The following is an 18,108-nucleotide window of genomic DNA, read 5'->3' on the forward strand; positions in this document are numbered from 1 at the left end:
GACCAGGGTCCGGGCAGGGACAGCCCCCGTGGATGATGAATAGCCTCAGGGATATAAGAAGCTCGCACCGGGCAGTACCCGCCGGTCATCTATCTAGGCGCTCGGCGGCGTTTGCTCAAGGGCGTCGGCGAGCGCTTCCAGCCGATCCGCGATCCGCAGCAGCGCCGGCTCGCTGACCGCCGAGCCTGGCGGCGGCCGGCTCTCCGATTCGTCGAGTGCGTCGGCGAGCATCAGCGCGATATAGAGCATCGCCCGCTCCGGCTGGCCATTGGCGGCGCGATCGGCGGCGGGCCAGCGTTCGGCGACCATCCGGCCGAGCGAGTGGAGCCGGGCCTCCTCGCCGTCGCGGCAGGCGACGGGAAATGGCCGGCCGCCGATGTTGAGCGTGATCGTCGCCATCAGCGGCGGCCCGGCGCGGGGGTGGTGGCGGGCGTGCGCGCGATCACGTCGTCCAGCGCCGACACCGCCTCGGCCATGCGGGCCTTCAAGGCGGCGTGGCGTTTGACGAGCGCCTCGCTATCGGCGGCGCGTACCGCGACGGCGCGCTCGATCCGGGCGATCGCGCGTTCGATCCGGTCGGCGGCGGAGGCGTCGCTGGGGTGTTGGGCGGCTGGCAGGTCATCCATCCTGCCGGAGTAGGGATGGAGCGGAGTCGCGGCAAGGGCCGCGACCGGCCGTTGCGATGGTTGACAGGCAGGGCCGACGACCCGAAAGGCCCGGACGTTCGGCCCGTCCGCGACTTGGCGGTCCCGGGGCCATTATCCGAAGGAGCAGGCGCGATGACGGTGAAGGTAGCGATCAACGGGTTCGGGCGTATCGGTCGCCTGGTCGCGCGTGCGATCCTGGAGCGCGGCGACGGCCAGCTCGAGCTGGTGGCGATCAACGACCTGGCCGATGCCAAGTCGAACGCCTGGCTGTTCAGCCGCGACAGCGTCCATGGCCGGTATCCCGGCGAAGTCTCGGCCGAAGGCAACGACATCGTCATCGACGGCAAGCGTATCCGCGTGACCGCCGAACGCGATCCCGCCAACCTACCGCACAAGGAGCTGGGCATCGAGCTCGTGCTGGAATGCACCGGCTTCTTCACCGACCGCGCGTCGTGCCAGAAGCATATCGATGCCGGCGCCAAGAAGGTGCTGATCTCTGCCCCCGGCAAGAATGTCGACCTGACCGTCGTGTTCGGCGTCAACCACGACCAGCTCGGCGCGGACCACGTCATCGTGTCCAACGCCAGCTGCACCACCAACTGCCTGGCGCCGGTCGCCAAGGTGTTGAACGACTCGATCGGCATCGAGCGCGGCCTGATGACCACCGTTCACGCCTACACCAACGACCAGAAGATCCTCGACCAGATCCATCCCGACCTGCGCCGCGCGCGTGCAGCCGCCATGTCGATGATCCCGACCACCACGGGCGCGGCGCGCGCGGTGGGCGAGGTGCTGCCGGAACTGAAGGGCAAGCTGGACGGCTCGGCGATCCGCGTGCCGGTGCCGGACGTCAGCCTGGTCGACCTCACCTTCACCCCCAAGCGCGACACCACCCGCGACGAGGTCAACGCGATCCTGAAGGCGGCGTCGGAAGACGGCCCTTTGAAGGGCGTGCTGGTCTATTCGGACGAGCCGCTGGTCTCGATCGACCTGATGCACTCGCCCCAGTCCTCGACCGTCGACAGCCTGGAGACGGCGGTGATCGACGGCAAGCTGGTCCGCGTTGTGTCCTGGTATGACAATGAATGGGGCTTCTCCAACCGCATGGTCGACACCGCGACCGCGATGGCGCGGTTCCTCTGAGCCACCGCCTGCCCGTCCACGCCGCCGCGTCCGTCGCCCCCGGGGCGGGGACGGCGGGCGTGCTGGCGGGCATCGCCCGCCATGCCCGGCCCAAGGCACTGATGGAGGTGATCGACTCGGTCGACATCTCCGTCGAGGGCGGCGTGGCGGGCGATGCCCGCGGCCTGGTCAAGCCGGGCGGGCGCGGCCGCCGTCAGGTGACGGCGATGGCGCGGGAGGACTGGGAGCGGGCGCTCGCCGAGCTCGACCCCGCGCTAACCCGGGACCTGCTGTGGCAGGACCGGCGCGCCAATCTGCTGGTCCAGGGCCTCGTGCTGCCGCAGGTGGCGGGCGCGCGGCTGCGCATCGGTGCGGAGGTGGTGCTGGCCATCACCATGGAATGTGATCCCTGCCAGCGCATGGACGCGCTCCGGCCGGGATTGCGGCAGGCCCTGACCCCGGACTGGCGCGGCGGCGTGTGCACGCGCGTGCTGGCGGGTGGGCGGATCGCCCTGGGCGACATCATCAGGATCGAGGAAGCATGACCAAGCCGTTCAAGACGCTCGACGACATGGGCGAAATCCAAGGCAAGCGCGTGCTGGTGCGCGAGGATCTCAACGTGCCGATGGCGGACGGTCGGGTGACCGACGACACGCGGCTTCGCGCGACGCTGGCGACCGTCACCGAACTGGCGGATCGCGGCGCGATCGTGCTGGTGCTGGCGCATTTCGGCCGTCCCAAGGGGCAGCGCAATCCGGACATGTCGCTGGCGATGGTGACCAAGCCCTATGGCGACGTGCTGGGCCGGCCGGTCCGCTTCATTGACTGGGACGGTGCGGCCGAAGCGGTGGCGTCCCTCCAGCCGGGCGACGTCGCGGTGCTGGAGAACACCCGCTTCTTCCCCGGCGAGGAGAAGAACGATCCGGCGCTGGTCGCGGACATGGCGAAGCTGGGCGACCTGTATGTCAACGACGCCTTCTCCGCCGCGCACCGCGCCCACGCCTCGACCGAGGGATTGGCGCATGTGCTGCCCGCGTTCGCCGGCCGGGCGATGGAGGCGGAGCTGGACGCCCTGGAACAGGCGCTGGGCAACCCCGCCCATCCGGTCGCGGCGGTGGTCGGCGGGGCCAAGGTGTCGAGCAAGCTCGACGTGCTGCGCCACCTGGTCAGCCGCGTCGATCACCTGATCATCGGTGGCGGCATGGCCAACACCTTCCTGGCCGCGCGCGGCGTCGATGTCGGCAAGTCGCTGTGCGAGCACGACCTGACCGGCACCGCCGAATCGATCCTGGATGCGGCGGACGCGGCGAACTGCACCGTCCACCTGCCCTATGACGTGGTGGTGGCGCGCGAGTTCAAGCCGAACCCGGCGACGCGCACGGTCAACGTCCATGAGGTCGCGGCGGACGAAATGATCCTGGACGTCGGCCCCGCCGCCGTCGAGGCGCTGGGCGACGTGCTGAAGAACTGCCGCACCCTGGTGTGGAACGGCCCGATGGGCGCGTTCGAGACGCCGCCCTTCGACGTCGCGACGGTGTCGCTGGCGCGCACGGCGGCGGCGCTGACCCAGGACGGATCGCTGGTTTCGGTCGCGGGCGGCGGCGACACAGTCGCGGCGCTCAACCAGGCGGGCGTGGCCGGCGCATTCACCTTCGTGTCCACCGCCGGCGGCGCATTTCTGGAATGGATGGAGGGCAAGGACCTGCCCGGCGTCGCGGCGCTGATGCGGTAAGCGTTCCAAGTTCCTCCCCCGCAAGGGGTGAGAGACCATCCGTAGGATGGTGGAGGGGTGACATCGGCGGTAATGGATCGTCCGGTCGCCACGGGATACACCCCTCCGTCACCGCTACGCACTGCCACCTCCCCTTGCTGGGGAGGATCGATGCGGCCTCACCGTTCCTTGAGTAGTGGAATCAGTTCGCGGTTCAGGTCGTCCAGATCCATCGCGCCCGCTTTGGCGTAGCGGACGATCCCGGCGCGATCGATGATATAGTTGGTCGGCACCGCCGGCATCTCGCCCGACAGCCCCTTCATCCGCTTGACCGAGGGGATCGCCATCGCCGCGAACAGCGATTTGAGCCGATGGATCGGCACCGAGCCTTCGGTCGTGACCGCGAAGGCGCGCAGCCCATGTTTCTGCGTCGTGCGGTAATAGGAGTCGAGCAGCGGCAGTTCCTGCCGGCACGGCACGCACCAGGTCGCCCAGAAATTGAGCAGCACCACCTGGCCCTTGAGGTCGGCGAGGCGCACCGTGCCGCCATCGACCAGTGTCAGTTCGGCATCAGGCGCGGGCTCGCCGACCTTCATCGTCCGGCTGCCCGCCCAGAGCGATGACGGTGAGGCCAGCATCGTCATGGCCGCCACCACGGACCAAACCCTGTTCATTCTCATCCCCCCTGCATGGTCCGCCCCCGGACCGGCGACCAGATTGGCCGTTGCCGCCTGGCCGATCAAGTGGTGTCGATCGCCGGTTGAAACAGCGGCGAGCCCTTGCTACGTTTAACACGTTAAACGGAGAACCCCATGCTCGGTGTCAGGCTCGACTCGGAACTGGAAGCACGGCTTGCGGCGGTCGCGCGGACCCAGGGCCGCAGCAAGAGCGACATCGCGCGGGAAGCGGTGCGCCGCTATGTCGACCTGCACGACGAGGCTTTTCGCCGGGAAGCGCGGCGTCAGTCGCTGCGCGCCTCCAAGCGCGACACGGCGGAGGATGACGGCTTCTGGACTGCGCTCGCCGAGGAACGCGGCGCGTGAGCCCCGGGACGGGCATGGCCGCCGCCGACCTGGCGCGCGGTGCGATCCTGCTGGTCGCAGGCTCCGATGGCGGCGAACCGCGCCCGGCCGTCGTCGTTCAGGCCGAATTGTTCAACGAGACCCATGCCACCATCACGCTCTGCCCGCTGACCCGCAGCGTCGGCGGCGAGGCGCTGTTCCGCGTCGCCATCTCGCCCCAGGAGCATACCGGCCTGCCGGTCGAATGCGAGGTGCAGGTGGACCGCATCGTCTCGGTGCCGCGTCATCGCTGCGTCAAGCTGCTCGGCCATGCTTCGGCGACTCGCATGGAGCAGGTGGATCAGGCGCTGCGCCGGTGGCTCGCCCTTTGATTTCGTTTCTATCCGATATCCTCAGGAGACGCACATGACCCCGATTGTGAAGGCCATTCTCGACAAATATGAAGGCACCAGCCCGGCGGTGAAGGCGAACCTCGCCCGCATCCTGATGCAGGGGCATCTGGGCGGCACGGGTAAGCTGGTGATCCTGCCGGTCGATCAGGGGTTCGAACATGGCCCCGCGCGGTCCTTCGCGGTCAATCCGGCGGCCTATGACCCGCATTACCACTATCAGCTCGCGATCGATGCCGGCCTGTCGGCCTATGCCGCGCCGCTGGGGATGCTGGAGGCGGGCGCCGACAGCTTCGCTGGGCAGATCCCGACGATCCTGAAGGTCAACAGCTCGAACAGCTGGGCGACCAGCATCGACCAGGCGGTGACCGCCAGCGTCGGCGACGCGCTGCGGCTGGGCTGCGCGGCGATCGGCTTCACCATCTATCCGGGCTCCGATCAGATCTTCGAGCAGATGGAGGAGATCCGGGCCCTGCGCGAGGAGGCGGAGGCCGCCGGCCTGGCGACGGTGATCTGGAGCTATCCGCGTGGCGGCAACCTGTCCAAGGACGGCGAGCTGGCGCTCGACGTCGGCGCCTATGCCGCGCACATGGCGGCGCTGCTCGGCGCGCACATCATCAAGACCAAGCTTCCCACCGACCATATCGAGCAGAAGGAAGCCAAGCCGCTCTACAAGGACGGCGACTTCGCCAGCCAGGCGGCGCGCGTGCGCCACATGGTGCAGGCGAGCTTCGCCGGGCGGCGCATCAACGTCTTTTCGGGCGGCGCGACCAAGGGCGAGGACGCGGTGTTCCAGGATGCGCGTGATATCCGTGATGGCGGCGGCCAGGGCTCGATCATCGGCCGCAACACCTTCCAGCGCCCGCGCGAGGAAGCGCTGGCGATGCTGGCGCGGATCATCCGCATCTACAAGGGCGAGGAATAAGGCGCTCCCGGCCGCCGTTCCGCCGACTGGGCGGCGGCCGATCACCACTCTGGAGCGCGGGGCCGCAAGCCGCTAGGGCGGGGGGATGACCGAAGACGATCCCCTGGGGCCCCTCGACCCGAATTTCGCCGCCGCCTTCGAACGCGATGTGCGGCGGCCACCCTGCCAGCTCTACCTGATCTCGCCGCTCGACGTGACCGGCGGCTTCGCCGACAGGCTGGCGCGCGCGCTCGACGCCGGGCCGGTGGCGGCCTTCCAGTTCCGCGTCAAGGATGTCGACCAGCATGAGGCGGCCCGTCTGGCCGAACCGCTCCAGCGCATCTGCGCGGATCGCGAGGTCGCCTTCATCGTCAACGATTCGATCAGCCTCGCCAAGCGGCTGGGCGCGGACGGCGTCCATCTGGGCCAGGAGGATGGCGACCCGCGCGAGGCGCGCGACGCGCTGGGGCCGTCGGTGCAGATCGGCGTCACCTGCCACGACAGCCGCCATTTGGCGATGGAGGCCGGCGATGCGGGCGCGGACTATGTTGCGTTCGGCAGCTTCCATCCGACCACGACCAAGGTGGTGAAGCATCGGCCCGAGCCGGTGATCCTGTCCTGGTGGTCTGCCTTGTTCGAGCTGCCCTGCGTCGCGATCGGCGGCATCACGCCGGACAATGCCGCGCCGCTGGTCGCGGCGGGCGCGGATTTCCTGGCGGTGTCGGGCGCGGTCTGGTCGGGCGACGAGGCGGCGGCGGTTCGGGCTTTCGCGCAAGTGCTTGGCGCAAAAGGCTAGAGGGGAGCCAAGCCGGGCTTCGCTCGTTTGATCCGGATGCGTAACCGTTCGGATCGGAGAGCCATGCGCCCTGTCTTCCTGTCGCTCGTCCTGGCGCTCGCGGTGCCGGCCGTCGCCCAGACCCCGCCCGTCGCGGCGCCCGTGCGGATCGATCCCGACCTGCTGAAGATGCAGGTGGTGCTCGACCGGCTCGGCTTCTCGCCGGGCGTGATCGATGGTCGGCCGGGCATGTCGCTGACCGCGGCGATCAAGGGTTTCCAGGAAAGCCGGGGCCTCCGGACGACGGGCGAACCGGATGCCGCGACCATGGCGGCGCTCCGCCCCTATTGGGGCACGGACGCCACCAAGGTGCTGACGCTCAACGCACGCGTGCTCGCCGGCCCCTATATCGACCCTATCCCGCGCGGCGAGGACCAGCAGGCCAAGCTCCCCGGCCTCTATTATCGCAGCCCGCTCGAGAAGCTGGCGGAGATGTTCCATACCACGCCGCAGGTGCTGGTGGCGCTCAATAGCCCGCAGACCTGGCTGCGGCCGGGCAGCAAGGTGACCTTTCCCAACGTTCTGCCGTCAAGCCGGGCCTATGACGCCAAGCTGCGCCCCGACTGGATCGCGACGCTGAACGGCCTCAATGTCGACGCAGTGCAGCCGCAGGCGGCGAAGGTGGTGGTCGACAAGTCGGATAAGGTGCTGCGCGTCTATGACCAGGCCGACAAGCTGGTCGCGCAGTTCCAGGTCACGACCGGATCGACTCACGATCCGCTGCCGATCGGCAAGTGGACGATCAAGGGCGCGGACTATAATCCGAAGTTCCACTTCAACCCGGCCTTGTTCTGGGATGCGGACAAGGACGACAAGAAGGCGATGCTGCCGCCCGGACCTAATGGCCCGGTCGGCGTGGTGTGGCTGGACTTGAGCAAGCCGCATTACGGTATCCATGGCACGCCCGAGCCGCAACTGATCGGCCGCACCGAAAGCCATGGCTGCGTCCGGCTCGCCAACTGGAACGCGGCGCGCCTCGCCTTGATGGTCAAGCCGGGCACCCCTGCCATCTTCCAGGAATAGGGGATGAGCCGGGTCGGCTGGGTGATCCTGGCCCTGGTGGCGACCGTCGCCGCGCTGTTCGCCTCGGTGACCCGTTTCGGTGGATCGCACCGGTCGGCACCATCGGCCACACCGCCGGTCGCCGGGACTGCGCATGACGCCGAGCCGCTCGCCGTGCCGGTGGCGGGCGTCGCGCGCGGCCGCATCAGCGACAGTTGGGGCGACCCGCGCGGTGAGGGCGGTCGTACGCATCAGGGCACCGACATCATGGCGCCGGGCGGCACCGCCGTGCTGGCGGCGGCTTCCGGCCGGGTGGAGAAGCTGTTCACGAGCGAGCGGGGCGGCCTGACCATCTATGTCCGCTCGCCCGGCGGGGGTTGGGTCTATTATTACGCGCATCTCGCCGGCTATGCGCCGGGCCTGGCCGAGGGGCAGCGGGTGGCGCGCGGACAGCGGATCGGCTTCGTCGGCGATACCGGCGACGCGGGCGCGGGCAACACGCATCTCCATTTCGGCCTGCAACGCATGGCGCCGGGCGAGGGCTGGTGGCAGGGACGGGCGGTCAATCCCTACCCGCTGCTTGCCGGATCGACCGCGGGGCGCTAAATCGCCGAGCATCGGGGCACGACGCCCCCGGCTCTTTTCAGCAGGTCAATCCATGAAGATCAGCGGCGTGGACATCCGTCCCGGCAACATCATCGAGTATGAAGGCGGCATCTGGCGCGCCGTCAAGATCCAGCATACCCAGCCCGGCAAGGGCGGTGCCTATATGCAGGTCGAGATGAAGAACCTGATCGACGGACGCAAGAACAACGTCCGCTTCCGCTCGGCGGAGACGGTCGAGCGCGTTCGCCTCGACACCAAGGATTTCCAGTTCCTGTTCAAGGACGGCGATCAGCTGACCTTCATGGACAAGGACAATTACGAGCAGATCACGCTCGACGCCGGCATCCTGGGCGACGCCGCGGCCTTCCTGCAGGACGGCATGGACGTGGTCATGGAGCTCTATGACGAGAAGCCGATCTCGGTGCAGCTGCCCGACACCATCGAGGCGACGATCGTCGAGGCCGACGCGGTGGTGAAGGGGCAGACCGCTTCCTCCTCCTACAAGCCGGCGATGCTCGACAATGGCGTGCGCGTCATGGTGCCGCCGCACATCGCCGCCGGCACCCGCATCGTTGTCGACGTGTACGAGCAGACCTACGTCCGCCGCGCGGACTGATCGTCCTCGAGCACGGGGCAGGGGCCGGCTTTTCCGTGCCGCCGCGCCTGCCCGCTATCGGTCCGTCCGACCGCCCCCTGACCAGTCCCTCCCGATCATGGGAGGATGGAGACTATCATGCCTTCGCATTCCGGCCTGATGACCGTGATCGAGCGCGCCGCGCGCAAGGCGGCGCCGCGTCTTCGGCGCGACTTCAACGAGGTCCAGCAGCTCCAGGTCAGCCGCAAGGGTCCGGCCGACTTCGTGTCGATGGCCGACCAGCGCGCCGAGCAGACCCTGTTCGAGGAACTGTCGCGCGCCCGGCCCGACTGGGGCTTTCTGATGGAGGAGCGCGGCGAGGTGGCGGGCGATCCCGACAAGCCGCGCTTCATCATCGATCCGCTCGACGGCACGTCCAACTTCCTCCACGGCATCCCGCACTTCGCGATCTCGATAGCGGTCGAGGAAGTGATGCCGAACGGCAAGCGCGAGATCACCACGGCGCTGGTCTACCAGCCGCTGACCGACGAGAGCTTCTGGGCCGAGAAGGGCCGGGGCGCCTGGCTGACCGACCAGCGGCTGCGCGTGTCGTCGCGCCGCGACCTGTCGGAAGCGCTGATCGCGACGGGCATCCCGTTCCTGGGGCATGGGGATTTCGTGGAGTGGACGCGCATCTTCGGGGCGGTCGCGCCGCAGGTCGCGGGCATCCGGCGACTCGGCTCGGCGGCGCTCGACCTGGCCTGGGTCGCAGCCGGGCGGTTCGACGGTTATTGGGAATCGGGCCTCAAGCCCTGGGACACGGCCGCCGGCCTGCTGCTGGTGAAGGAAGCCGGTGGCTATGTCACCGACTATCGGGGCGCCGACAAGGCGCAGGAACGCAGCGAGTTCCTGGCCTGCAACGACGCGCTGCACAGCAAGCTGCACAAACTGGTTGCCGGTGCTCTGCGTTAACGCGCGGGCTCTGGGAAATTTAGTAACAAGTACCTATACTTAGCTTTCGCGCTTCGGCGTGTCGCCAGGGCGATCGGATCGGCTCTCGTTGAGAGTGATTCGCAAGCGGTCGGAAACCTTGCCCGACCTGTCCGGCGCGCCTAAAGCCCTCGTTCATCCGTTCGCACGTGCGAGAACCGTTTTGGTCGATCTGTCGCAATATCTGCCGATCCTCATCTTCCTCGGGGTGGCCCTCGCGCTGTCGAGCGCGTTCGTCTTCCTGCCGATGGCGGTTGGCCGGCTCACCGGCGCCCACAAGCCCGACGAGCAGAAGCTGTCCGAATATGAATGCGGCTTCCCCGCGTTCGAGGATCCGCGCAGCCAGTATGACGTCCGCTTCTACCTGGTCGCGATCCTGTTCATCGTCTTCGATCTGGAGGCGGCGTTCATCTACCCCTGGGCGGTCTCGGTGTTCAGCATCGGCTGGACCGCGTGGATCGGCATGATGATCTTTATCGGCGAATTGGCCCTCGGCCTCGCCTATGCCTGGAAGAAGGGAGCGTTGGATTGGGAGTAGAGCTTCACTCCGGTCCGGTCGAACTCAAGGCTCGCCCGGATGGCGGCGCGGCCGTGGTGGCGCCCGACCAGGAATATTTCGACAGCCTGAACGGTGAACTGACCGACAAGGGCTTCCTCGTCACCTCGACCGAGGAGTTGTTCCAATGGGCGCGCACGGGTTCGCTCTGGTGGATGACCTTCGGCCTGGCGTGCTGCGCCGTGGAGATGATCCACGTCAACATGCCGCGCTACGACCTGGAGCGGTTCGGCGCCGCACCGCGCGCCTCGCCGCGCCAGTCGGACGTGATGATCGTCGCCGGCACGCTGTGCAACAAGATGGCGCCCGCGCTCCGCAAGGTCTACGACCAGATGTCGGAGCCGAAATACGTCATCTCGATGGGCAGCTGCGCCAATGGCGGCGGCTATTACCATTACAGCTATTCGGTGGTGCGCGGCTGCGATCGCATCGTGCCGGTCGACATCTATGTCCCCGGCTGCCCGCCGACGGCCGAGGCGTTGCTCTATGGCGTGATGCAGTTGCAGCGGAAGATCCGCCGCAGCGGGAGCATCGAGCGATGAGGGCGCCCGCCCCGGCCTATGCGGCTGCCGGCGACACGATCGCGATGGCGACCCGCGCGATCGGCGCGGGGCTGGTCGACGCGGTCGAGCTGGTCGGCGAGGTGCAGCTGCACGTCCATCGCGACGCGCTGGTCCCGGCGATGATCGCGCTGCGCGACACGCCCGGCCTCGAATATCAGCAGCTCATGGAGATTGCCGGCGTCGACTATCCGCAGCGTGCGGAGCGGTTCGACGTGGTGTACAACCTCCTGTCGCTGACCCGGAACCACCGCGTCCAGGTCCATGTCGCGACCGACGAGGAGCATCCGATCCCGTCCGTCACCGGCATCTGGCCGGTCGCGGGCTGGCTGGAGCGCGAGGTCTATGACCTGTACGGCGTGCTGTTCGAGGGCAACAAGGACCTGCGCCGCATCCTGACGGACTATGGCTTTCGCGGCCATCCGCTCCGCAAGGACTTCCCGATGACCGGCTATACCGAGCTGCGCTATTCCGAGGAGGAGAAGCGCGTGGTGTACCAGCCGGTGCAATTGGCGCAGGATTTCCGCACCTTCGACTTTCTCAGCCCTTGGGAGGGCGCCGAGTATATTCTGCCCGGCGACGAGAAGGCCAAGCCGGCTTCGGCGGCGCCCGCCGCCGCAAGCCCGGCACCCGCGGCGCTGCCGCAGGACAAGGGTGCGCCGACGCCGCTGAGCGCGGATCAGGTGCGCAAGGCCGATGCCGAGGGTTCGGCGAAGGAAGCGCCCAAGGCGTCCAGCGAACCCTATGCCAAGACCACGGCGGACAGCACAGCCGATACGGGCAAGGGCAGCGCGGAACCCGATGCGACCCCCAAGCCGGCGGATCCGGACGTGATCCCGACCGCGGGCAAAGGACAGAATCAGTGAGCCATATCCCCGGAGTCGAGGTCGCCCCGGCGACCACCACGGTCGATCCCTATGTCGACGAGCTGTTGGGCGTTCAGTCGCCCGCGCATCCGACCGAGGGCGACGTCACGATCCAGAACTACACGATCAACTTCGGTCCGCAGCATCCGGCCGCGCACGGTGTGCTGCGGCTGGTGCTGGAGCTGGACGGCGAGATCATCGAGCGGGTCGACCCGCATGTCGGGCTGCTCCATCGCGGCACCGAGAAGCTGATCGAATATAAGACGTACGCTCAGGCGCTGCCCTATTTCGACCGCCTCGACTATTGCTCGCCCATGTGCATGGAGCACAGCTATGTGCTGGCGGTCGAGAAGCTGCTCGACATCGAGGTGCCGCTGCGCGCGCAATATCTGCGCGTCTTCTTCGCCGAATTGACCCGTATCTCCAACCACATGCTGAACCTGGGTTCGCACGTGATGGACGTGGGCGCGATGACGCCGAACCTCTGGCTGTTCGAGATTCGCGAGGACTGCCTCAACTTTTTCGAACGCGCGAGCGGCGCGCGGATGCACCATAATTACATGCGTCCCGGCGGCGTCCACCAGGACGTGCCGCTGAAGCTCCTGACCGACATCGCCGACTGGCTCGACACGCGTCTGCCGCGGCTGTTCGAGGATGCGATCAGTCTGGTCGCCGACAATCGTATCTTCAAGCAGCGCAACGTCGACATCGCCACGGTCAGCCGCGACGATGCGATCGCCTGGGGTTTTTCCGGCCCGATGATCCGGGCGGCGGGCATCCCCTGGGATCTTCGCAAGCAGCAGCCCTATGACGTCTATGCGCGCATGGACTTCGAGGTGCCGGTTGGGACGCGCGGCGACTGCTACGACCGGTTCATGGTGCGCGTGGAGGAGGTCCGCCAGTCGGCGCGGATCATGAAGCAGTGCCTGGCGGAGATGCCGGAAGGGCCGATCGCCTCGGACGACCGCAAGGTGGTGCCGCCGAAACGGTCGGAGATGAAGCGTTCGATGGAGGCGCTGATCCACCATTTCAAGCTCTACACCGAGGGCTATCACGTGCCGGCCGGCGAGGTCTATGTCGCCACCGAGAGCCCGAAGGGCGAGTTCGGCGTATTCTTGGTGTCGGACGGCACCAACAAGCCCTATCGCTGCAAGATCCGGCCGACCGCCTTCTCGCACCTGCAGGCAGCGGACTTCATGAGCCGCGGGCACATGCTGGCGGACACGACCGCAATCCTGGGCGCGATGGACATCGTTTTTGGTGAGTGTGACCGATAATGGCTGACGCCGTTCATATCCCCGACGAAGCCGAGGTCCGCGCGCGCTGGGGCGCGTTCGCCTGGACCGAAGAGAATGCGCGCAAGGCGCAGGAGGTGCTGGCGCGCTATCCAGCGGGGCGCGAGCAGTCGGGTTCAATCCCGCTGCTCGACCTGGCGCAGCGCCAGGTGGGCGCGGAGACGCAGACCCAAGGGTGGCTGCCGGTTCCGGTGATCGAATATGTCGCGCGCTACATCGGCGTGCCGTACATGCGCGTGTATGAGGTCGCGACCTTCTACACCATGTTCAACCTGGCGCCGGTGGGCCGCTATCACGTCCAGGTCTGCGGTACGACGCCGTGCATGCTGGCGGGTAGCGACGACGTGTTTGCCGCCTGCAAGAACAAGGGCCTGATCAAGGGCAAGACCACGCCCGACGGCCTGTTCACGCTGACCGAGGTCGAGTGCATGGGCAATTGCTCGTCAGCGCCGATGGTCCAGGTCAACGACGACAATTACGAAGATCTCAATTACGATCGCACCACCGCGATCCTCGAGGCGCTGGCGCGGGGCGAGACGCCGAAGCCGGGCACGCAGCAACCCGGCCGCCACACCGTCGAGCCGGTGGGTGGTCCGACCTCGCTGACCGCGATGGTCACCGAGAACCACGACTATCGCGGCGAATGGAACGTCGCGGGGCAGGGGGAACAGCGCGAGGTGGAGGTATGAGCCTGCAGGACAAGGACCGCATCTTCACCAACCTCTACGGCTATCAGTCGTGGCGGCTGGACGCGGCGCGCGCGCGCGGCGACTGGGACAACACCAAGGCGCTGCTCGAACTCGGCAACGACAAGATCATCGACGTGGTCAAGGCCAGCGGCCTGCGCGGGCGGGGCGGCGCCGGCTTTCCGACCGGCACCAAATGGTCGTTCATGCCCAAGGAGCCGCGCCCCGATCGGCCGAACTTCCTGGTCATCAACGCCGACGAGTCCGAGCCGGGCTCGTGCAAGGACCGCGAGATCATCCGCCACGATCCGCACAAGCTGATCGAGGGCGCGTTGGTCGCGGGCTTCGCGATGCGCGCGCGGGCGGCCTATATCTATATCCGCGGCGAATATATCCGCGAGGCGGAGACGCTGTTCGCGGCGGTGGCCGAGGCCTATGCCGCCGGGCTGGTCGGCAAGAACGCCTGCGGGTCTGGCTATGATTTCGACGTCTTCGTCCATCGCGGCGCCGGCGCCTATATCTGCGGCGAAGAGACCGCGATGCTCGAAAGCCTGGAGGGCAAGAAGGGGCAGCCGCGCCTCAAGCCGCCCTTCCCGGCCGGGGCGGGTCTCTATGGCTGTCCGACCACGGTCAACAACGTCGAATCGATCGCGGTCGCGCCGACCATCCTGCGGCGCGGGGCCGAATGGTTCGCCAGCTTCGGCGCGGAGAACAACCGCGGCACCAAGCTGTTCCAGATCAGTGGCCATGTGAACACGCCCTGCGTGGTCGAGGAGGCGATGTCGATCAGCTTCCGCGAGCTGATCGAGCGGCATTGCGGCGGCATTCGCGGCGGCTGGGACAATCTGCTTGCGGTGATCCCGGGCGGGTCGTCGGTGCCGCTGGTGCCCGCCGCGCAGATCATGGACTGTGCGATGGACTTCGACGGCCTGAAGGCGGTCGGGTCGGGTCTGGGCACCGCCGCGATCATCGTCATGGACAAGTCGACCGACGTGGTCCGCGCGATCAGCCGCCTGTCCTATTTCTACAAGCATGAGAGCTGCGGCCAGTGCACCCCGTGCCGTGAGGGCACTGGCTGGATGTGGCGCGTGATGGAGCGGCTGCGCACCGGCGACGCCGAGGTGTCGGACATCGACATGCTCCAGCAGGTGACCAAGCAGGTCGAAGGCCATTCGATCTGCGCGCTGGGCGATGCCGCCGCCTGGCCGATCCAGGGTCTCATCCGCCATTTCCGGCCCGAGCTGGAACGCCGCATCCATGAGCGCGGCGGTTCGCTCGCGCCGATGCAGGAAGCTGCCGAATAATGCCCAAGCTGAAAGTAGACGGGATCGAGGTCGAGGTGCCGCAGGGCGCCACGGTGCTCCAGGCGTGCGAAGCGGCGGGGAAGGAAATCCCCCGCTTCTGCTATCACGAGCGGCTGTCGATCGCCGGCAATTGCCGCATGTGCCTGGTCGAAGTGAAGCCGGGGCCGCCCAAGCCTCAGGCGTCCTGCGCGCTGCCGGCCGCCGAGAACCAGGAGGTCTTCACCACCACGCCGATGGTCAAGCATGCCCGCGAGGGCATCATGGAATTTCTGCTGATCAACCATCCGCTCGACTGCCCGATCTGCGATCAGGGCGGCGAGTGCGACCTGCAGGACCAGTCGGTCGCCTATGGCCGTGGCCAGTCGCGCTTCCAGGAGAACAAGCGCGCGGTCACCGAGAAATATATGGGTCCGATCGTCAAGACGATCATGACCCGCTGCATCCAGTGCACCCGCTGCATCCGCTTCGCCGAGGAAGTCGCGGGCGTGGAGGAGATCGGCGCGATCTATCGCGGCGAGAACATGCAGATCACCTCCTATCTCGAAGAGGCGGTGACCAGCGAACTGAGCGGCAACGTGGTCGATCTCTGCCCGGTCGGCGCGCTGACGTCCAAGCCGTACGCCTATGAGGCGCGGCCCTGGGAGCTGCGGCGGACGCTGACGATCGACGTGATGGACGCGGTCGGCACCAATATCCGTCTCGACAGCCGGGGCCGCCAGGTGCTGCGCTGCGTGCCGCGCATCAACGAGGACGTGAACGAGGAATGGGCGTCGGACAAGACGCGCCATGCGGTCGACGGCCTGGTCCGTCGCCGGCTCGACCGTCCCTTCGTGCGCCGCGACGGCAAGCTGACGCCGGCGACCTGGGACGAGGCGTTCGCGGCGATCGCGGCGGTCAATCATGGTGGCAGCATCGCAGCGGTGGCCGGCGATCTGGTCGATTGCGAGACGATGTACGCCGCCAAGGCGCTGCTCCGCTCGCTGGGCTCGAACCGGCTCGAAGGCCGCCAGACCGGCATGGCTTACGACACCGGGTCGCTGGCGGCGGTCAACTTCAACAGCACGATCGCCGGCGCCGAGGAGGCGGACGCGATCCTGCTGATCGGCACCAACCTGCGCTGGGAAGCGCCGCTGGTGAACACCCGCATCCGCAAGGCGATCAAGAAAGGGGCGAAGGTCTTCGCGATCGGTCCCGAGACCGACTTGACCTACAAGGTCGAGTGGCTGGGCCAAGACCTGTCGATCCTGGGCAATCTGCCCGAGGCGCTGGTCAAGACCTTCGTCGGGGCGAGCAAGCCGATGGTGATCGTCGGCGGCGCGGCGCTGAAGGGCGGCCACGGCGCGGCGCTGAAGCTGGTCGACACGCTGGGCCTCATCAAGGACGGCTGGAACGGCTTCAACGTGCTGCACATGGCGGCGAGCCGGATGGGCGGGCTGATGCTCGGCTATGCGCAGAAGGGCGGAGTCGCCGACCTGCATGACGCCAAGCTCACCTTCTTCCTGGGCGCGGACGAAGTGGACTTCACGCCGTTCGGCGGCTTCAAGGTCTATGTCGGCCATCACGGCGATCGCGGCGCGGCCGCGGCCGACGTGGTGCTGCCGGGCGCGACCTATGCCGAGAAGTCGGGCACCTGGGTCAATCTGGAAGGCCGGGTCCAGCGCGGCGAGCGCGCGGTGTTCGCACCCGGCGACGCGCGAGAGGACTGGTCGATCTTCCGCGCCCTGTCCGACGTGATGGGCCAGCGCCTGCCGTTCGACAGCCTGGCGGGCCTGCGCGAGGAGATGTTCGGCGAAGTGCCGGCGCTCCGCCACGAGGGGCTGGTGACGTTCGACTGGCAGGTGCCGGCGCTCGACGCCACCGCCAGCGGTGCGATCGAGGGCTATCCGATCAAGGACTTCTATCTGACCAACGCGATCTGCCGGGCAAGCCCGACCATGCAGCGCTGCTCGGCCGAACTCGTCCACGGCGAGACCTTCGCGGAGGCGGCGGAATGACCTCGTTCTTCGAAACCACCGTCGGCCTGCCCTATGGCTGGGCCTGGTTCGTGTCGACGATCGTCGGCATCCTGGTCATCGCGCTGCCGCTGATGCTGGCGGTGGCGATGATCATCTATGCTGACCGCAAGATCTGGGCGGCGATGGCGTTGCGGCGCGGCCCCAACGTCGTCGGTCCGCTCGGCCTGCTCCAGTCCTTTGCGGACGGCCTCAAGGTCTTCCTGCAGGAAACGATCATCCCGACGGCGGCCAATCGCGGCCTGTTCCTGCTCGCGCCGATCATCACCTTCACGGTCGCGCTGATCGTGTGGGCGGTGGTGCCGTTCGCGCCAGGCGTGGTGCTCGCCGACATCAATGTCGGCCTGCTCTACGTGCTCGCCGCCTCGTCGCTCGGCGTCTACGGCATCATCCTGTCGGGCTGGGCGTCCAACTCGAAATATCCCTTCTATTCGGCGCTGCGGGCGGCCGCGCAGATGGTCAGCTACGAAGTCGCGATCGGCTTCATCCTGATCTCGATCGTGCTGTGGTCGGGCACCTTCAACCTGTCCGGCATCGTCGCCGCGCAGAAGGGGCTGTACGGCTTCATCAACGGCAACGGCTTCAACCCGCTGCTCTTCCCGATGGCGGTGATGTTCCTGATCTCAGCGCTCGCCGAGACCCAGCGCGCGCCGTTCGACCTGACGGAAGCGGAGTCGGAGCTGGTCGCCGGCTACCAGACCGAATACAGCTCGATGAGCTTCGCGCTCTTCTGGCTCGGCGAATATGCCAACGTTATCCTGATGTGCGCGCTCAACGCGACGCTGTTCTGGGGAGGCTGGCTGCCGCCGATCGACTGGGCGCCGCTTTATATGGTGCCGGGGATCATCTGGCTTTTCGCCAAGATCCTGTTCTTCTTCTTCGTGTTCAGCTGGATCAAGGCGACGGTGCCTCGCTACCGGTACGACCAGCTGATGCGGCTGGGCTGGAAGGTGTTCCTGCCGGTGTCGCTGTTCTGGGTGTTCCTCGTGTCCGGCGTGCTCATGTGGCACCGGGTTGGGATTTGACG

Annotated in this window: 22 protein-coding genes; 19 read left to right on the forward strand and 3 right to left on the reverse strand. The window is 67.4% G+C overall.

The genetic code is table 11. From position 1 onward, the window contains the following. Positions 1–93: 93 nt before the first annotated feature. Together GGQ96_RS09220 and GGQ96_RS09225 are read right to left on the reverse strand one after the other, a co-directional pair. A complete protein-coding gene (locus GGQ96_RS09220; protein ID WP_184113870.1) occupies positions 94–399 on the reverse strand; it encodes a cell division protein ZapA in 306 nt (101 codons plus the stop codon). Further along, positions 399–626, reverse strand: a complete 228-nt coding sequence (locus GGQ96_RS09225; RefSeq protein WP_184113872.1) for a hypothetical protein — start codon at positions 624–626, stop codon at positions 399–401. The genes GGQ96_RS09220 and GGQ96_RS09225 overlap by 1 nt, the downstream gene beginning before the upstream one ends. A 153-nt stretch (positions 627–779) precedes the next feature. On the opposite strand from GGQ96_RS09225, the gene gap reads away from it, so the two are divergent. The 3 genes from gap to GGQ96_RS09240 all read left to right on the forward strand — a co-directional run bounded on the left by gap (position 780) and on the right by GGQ96_RS09240 (position 3,501). Then, the gene (gap, locus tag GGQ96_RS09230; RefSeq protein ID WP_184113879.1) at positions 780–1,790 is read left to right on the forward strand and encodes a type I glyceraldehyde-3-phosphate dehydrogenase; all 1,011 of its coding nucleotides are present in this window, start codon (positions 780–782) and stop codon (positions 1,788–1,790) included. A 101-nt stretch (positions 1,791–1,891) separates the two neighbouring features. Further along, positions 1,892–2,314 carry an MOSC domain-containing protein gene (locus tag GGQ96_RS09235; RefSeq protein WP_184114208.1) on the forward strand — a complete coding sequence of 141 codons (423 nt, stop codon included), beginning with the start codon at positions 1,892–1,894 and terminating at the stop codon, positions 2,312–2,314. After that, positions 2,311–3,501 (forward strand): phosphoglycerate kinase, encoded by a 1,191-nt coding sequence (locus GGQ96_RS09240; protein ID WP_184113881.1) that lies wholly within the window; start codon positions 2,311–2,313, stop codon positions 3,499–3,501. Before GGQ96_RS09235 ends, GGQ96_RS09240 begins: the two co-directional genes overlap by 4 nt. A 158-nt stretch (positions 3,502–3,659) precedes the next feature. Here the strand turns inward: GGQ96_RS09240 and GGQ96_RS09245 are convergent, their stop codons facing one another. After that, positions 3,660–4,118 carry a TlpA family protein disulfide reductase gene (locus tag GGQ96_RS09245; protein WP_184114209.1) on the reverse strand — a complete coding sequence of 153 codons (459 nt, stop codon included), beginning with the start codon at positions 4,116–4,118 and terminating at the stop codon, positions 3,660–3,662. A gap of 174 nt (positions 4,119–4,292) precedes the next feature. On the opposite strand from GGQ96_RS09245, the gene GGQ96_RS09250 reads away from it, so the two are divergent. The 16 genes from GGQ96_RS09250 (at position 4,293) to nuoH (ending at position 18,106) form a co-directional block, all read left to right on the forward strand. Then, complete coding sequence (locus GGQ96_RS09250; RefSeq protein WP_184113883.1) at positions 4,293–4,523, forward strand: ribbon-helix-helix protein, CopG family; 231 nt, start codon at positions 4,293–4,295, stop codon at positions 4,521–4,523. Beyond that, entirely contained in the window at positions 4,520–4,873 is a 354-nt protein-coding gene (locus GGQ96_RS09255) for a type II toxin-antitoxin system PemK/MazF family toxin (RefSeq protein ID WP_343058979.1), read from the forward strand. Before GGQ96_RS09250 ends, GGQ96_RS09255 begins: the two co-directional genes overlap by 4 nt. A gap of 34 nt (positions 4,874–4,907) precedes the next feature. Beyond that, positions 4,908–5,816, forward strand: a complete 909-nt coding sequence (locus GGQ96_RS09260) for a class I fructose-bisphosphate aldolase (protein WP_184113885.1) — start codon at positions 4,908–4,910, stop codon at positions 5,814–5,816. An 85-nt stretch (positions 5,817–5,901) separates the two neighbouring features. Further along, on the forward strand, positions 5,902–6,591 hold the full coding sequence (gene thiE / locus GGQ96_RS09265; RefSeq protein WP_184113887.1) for a thiamine phosphate synthase: 690 nt from the start codon (positions 5,902–5,904) through the stop codon (positions 6,589–6,591). 63 nt (positions 6,592–6,654) lie between these two features. Next, complete coding sequence (locus GGQ96_RS09270; protein ID WP_184113889.1) at positions 6,655–7,653, forward strand: L,D-transpeptidase family protein; 999 nt, start codon at positions 6,655–6,657, stop codon at positions 7,651–7,653. Between the two features lie 3 nt (positions 7,654–7,656). Beyond that, positions 7,657–8,238 carry a M23 family metallopeptidase gene (locus tag GGQ96_RS09275; RefSeq protein ID WP_184113891.1) on the forward strand — a complete coding sequence of 194 codons (582 nt, stop codon included), beginning with the start codon at positions 7,657–7,659 and terminating at the stop codon, positions 8,236–8,238. Between the two features lie 52 nt (positions 8,239–8,290). Continuing rightward, positions 8,291–8,854 carry an elongation factor P gene (efp, locus tag GGQ96_RS09280; RefSeq protein ID WP_184113893.1) on the forward strand — a complete coding sequence of 188 codons (564 nt, stop codon included), beginning with the start codon at positions 8,291–8,293 and terminating at the stop codon, positions 8,852–8,854. A gap of 117 nt (positions 8,855–8,971) precedes the next feature. Beyond that, entirely contained in the window at positions 8,972–9,784 is an 813-nt protein-coding gene (locus GGQ96_RS09285; protein WP_184113895.1) for an inositol monophosphatase family protein, read from the forward strand. Between the two features lie 181 nt (positions 9,785–9,965). Beyond that, positions 9,966–10,340, forward strand: coding sequence for an NADH-quinone oxidoreductase subunit A (gene ndhC / locus GGQ96_RS09290; protein ID WP_184113897.1), 375 nt, complete (start codon positions 9,966–9,968; stop codon positions 10,338–10,340). Further along, on the forward strand, positions 10,331–10,900 hold the full coding sequence (locus tag GGQ96_RS09295; RefSeq protein ID WP_184113899.1) for a NuoB/complex I 20 kDa subunit family protein: 570 nt from the start codon (positions 10,331–10,333) through the stop codon (positions 10,898–10,900). Before ndhC ends, GGQ96_RS09295 begins: the two co-directional genes overlap by 10 nt. Then, on the forward strand, positions 10,897–11,784 hold the full coding sequence (locus GGQ96_RS09300) for an NADH-quinone oxidoreductase subunit C (RefSeq protein WP_184113901.1): 888 nt from the start codon (positions 10,897–10,899) through the stop codon (positions 11,782–11,784). Before GGQ96_RS09295 ends, GGQ96_RS09300 begins: the two co-directional genes overlap by 4 nt. A gap of 62 nt (positions 11,785–11,846) precedes the next feature. Next, positions 11,847–13,061 (forward strand): NADH-quinone oxidoreductase subunit D, encoded by a 1,215-nt coding sequence (locus tag GGQ96_RS09305; protein ID WP_184114213.1) that lies wholly within the window; start codon positions 11,847–11,849, stop codon positions 13,059–13,061. Then, a complete protein-coding gene (locus GGQ96_RS09310; RefSeq protein WP_184113903.1) occupies positions 13,061–13,768 on the forward strand; it encodes a complex I 24 kDa subunit family protein in 708 nt (235 codons plus the stop codon). The genes GGQ96_RS09305 and GGQ96_RS09310 overlap by 1 nt, the downstream gene beginning before the upstream one ends. Then, entirely contained in the window at positions 13,765–15,069 is a 1,305-nt protein-coding gene (nuoF, locus tag GGQ96_RS09315; RefSeq protein WP_184113905.1) for an NADH-quinone oxidoreductase subunit NuoF, read from the forward strand. The genes GGQ96_RS09310 and nuoF overlap by 4 nt, the downstream gene beginning before the upstream one ends. Further along, a complete protein-coding gene (nuoG, locus tag GGQ96_RS09320) occupies positions 15,069–17,063 on the forward strand; it encodes an NADH-quinone oxidoreductase subunit NuoG (RefSeq protein ID WP_184113907.1) in 1,995 nt (664 codons plus the stop codon). Before nuoF ends, nuoG begins: the two co-directional genes overlap by 1 nt. Further along, positions 17,060–18,106: an NADH-quinone oxidoreductase subunit NuoH gene (gene nuoH, locus GGQ96_RS09325; RefSeq protein WP_184113909.1), complete on the forward strand. Its 1,047-nt coding sequence runs from the start codon at positions 17,060–17,062 to the stop codon at positions 18,104–18,106. The genes nuoG and nuoH overlap by 4 nt, the downstream gene beginning before the upstream one ends. The last annotated feature ends 2 nt before the right edge of the window (positions 18,107–18,108 follow it).

Origin of the sequence: Sphingomonas abaci, from assembly GCF_014199625.1 — a bacterium.
Classification (GTDB): Bacteria; Pseudomonadota; Alphaproteobacteria; order Sphingomonadales; family Sphingomonadaceae; genus Sphingomonas; species Sphingomonas abaci.

Coding starts and splice junctions, on each gene's coding strand:
- GGQ96_RS09220 (WP_184113870.1), bottom strand. CDS start 399: ATGGCGACGATCACGCTCAACATCGGCGGCCGGCCATTTCCCGTCGCC.
- GGQ96_RS09225 (WP_184113872.1), bottom strand. CDS start 626: ATGGATGACCTGCCAGCCGCCCAACACCCCAGCGACGCCTCCGCCGCC.
- gap (WP_184113879.1), top strand. CDS start 780: ATGACGGTGAAGGTAGCGATCAACGGGTTCGGGCGTATCGGTCGCCTG.
- GGQ96_RS09235 (WP_184114208.1), top strand. CDS start 1,892: ATGGAGGTGATCGACTCGGTCGACATCTCCGTCGAGGGCGGCGTGGCG.
- GGQ96_RS09240 (WP_184113881.1), top strand. CDS start 2,311: ATGACCAAGCCGTTCAAGACGCTCGACGACATGGGCGAAATCCAAGGC.
- GGQ96_RS09245 (WP_184114209.1), bottom strand. CDS start 4,118: ATGCTGGCCTCACCGTCATCGCTCTGGGCGGGCAGCCGGACGATGAAG.
- GGQ96_RS09250 (WP_184113883.1), top strand. CDS start 4,293: ATGCTCGGTGTCAGGCTCGACTCGGAACTGGAAGCACGGCTTGCGGCG.
- GGQ96_RS09260 (WP_184113885.1), top strand. CDS start 4,908: ATGACCCCGATTGTGAAGGCCATTCTCGACAAATATGAAGGCACCAGC.
- thiE (WP_184113887.1), top strand. CDS start 5,902: ATGACCGAAGACGATCCCCTGGGGCCCCTCGACCCGAATTTCGCCGCC.
- GGQ96_RS09270 (WP_184113889.1), top strand. CDS start 6,655: ATGCGCCCTGTCTTCCTGTCGCTCGTCCTGGCGCTCGCGGTGCCGGCC.
- GGQ96_RS09275 (WP_184113891.1), top strand. CDS start 7,657: ATGAGCCGGGTCGGCTGGGTGATCCTGGCCCTGGTGGCGACCGTCGCC.
- efp (WP_184113893.1), top strand. CDS start 8,291: ATGAAGATCAGCGGCGTGGACATCCGTCCCGGCAACATCATCGAGTAT.
- GGQ96_RS09285 (WP_184113895.1), top strand. CDS start 8,972: ATGCCTTCGCATTCCGGCCTGATGACCGTGATCGAGCGCGCCGCGCGC.
- GGQ96_RS09300 (WP_184113901.1), top strand. CDS start 10,897: ATGAGGGCGCCCGCCCCGGCCTATGCGGCTGCCGGCGACACGATCGCG.
- GGQ96_RS09310 (WP_184113903.1), top strand. CDS start 13,061: ATGGCTGACGCCGTTCATATCCCCGACGAAGCCGAGGTCCGCGCGCGC.
- nuoF (WP_184113905.1), top strand. CDS start 13,765: ATGAGCCTGCAGGACAAGGACCGCATCTTCACCAACCTCTACGGCTAT.
- nuoG (WP_184113907.1), top strand. CDS start 15,069: ATGCCCAAGCTGAAAGTAGACGGGATCGAGGTCGAGGTGCCGCAGGGC.
- nuoH (WP_184113909.1), top strand. CDS start 17,060: ATGACCTCGTTCTTCGAAACCACCGTCGGCCTGCCCTATGGCTGGGCC.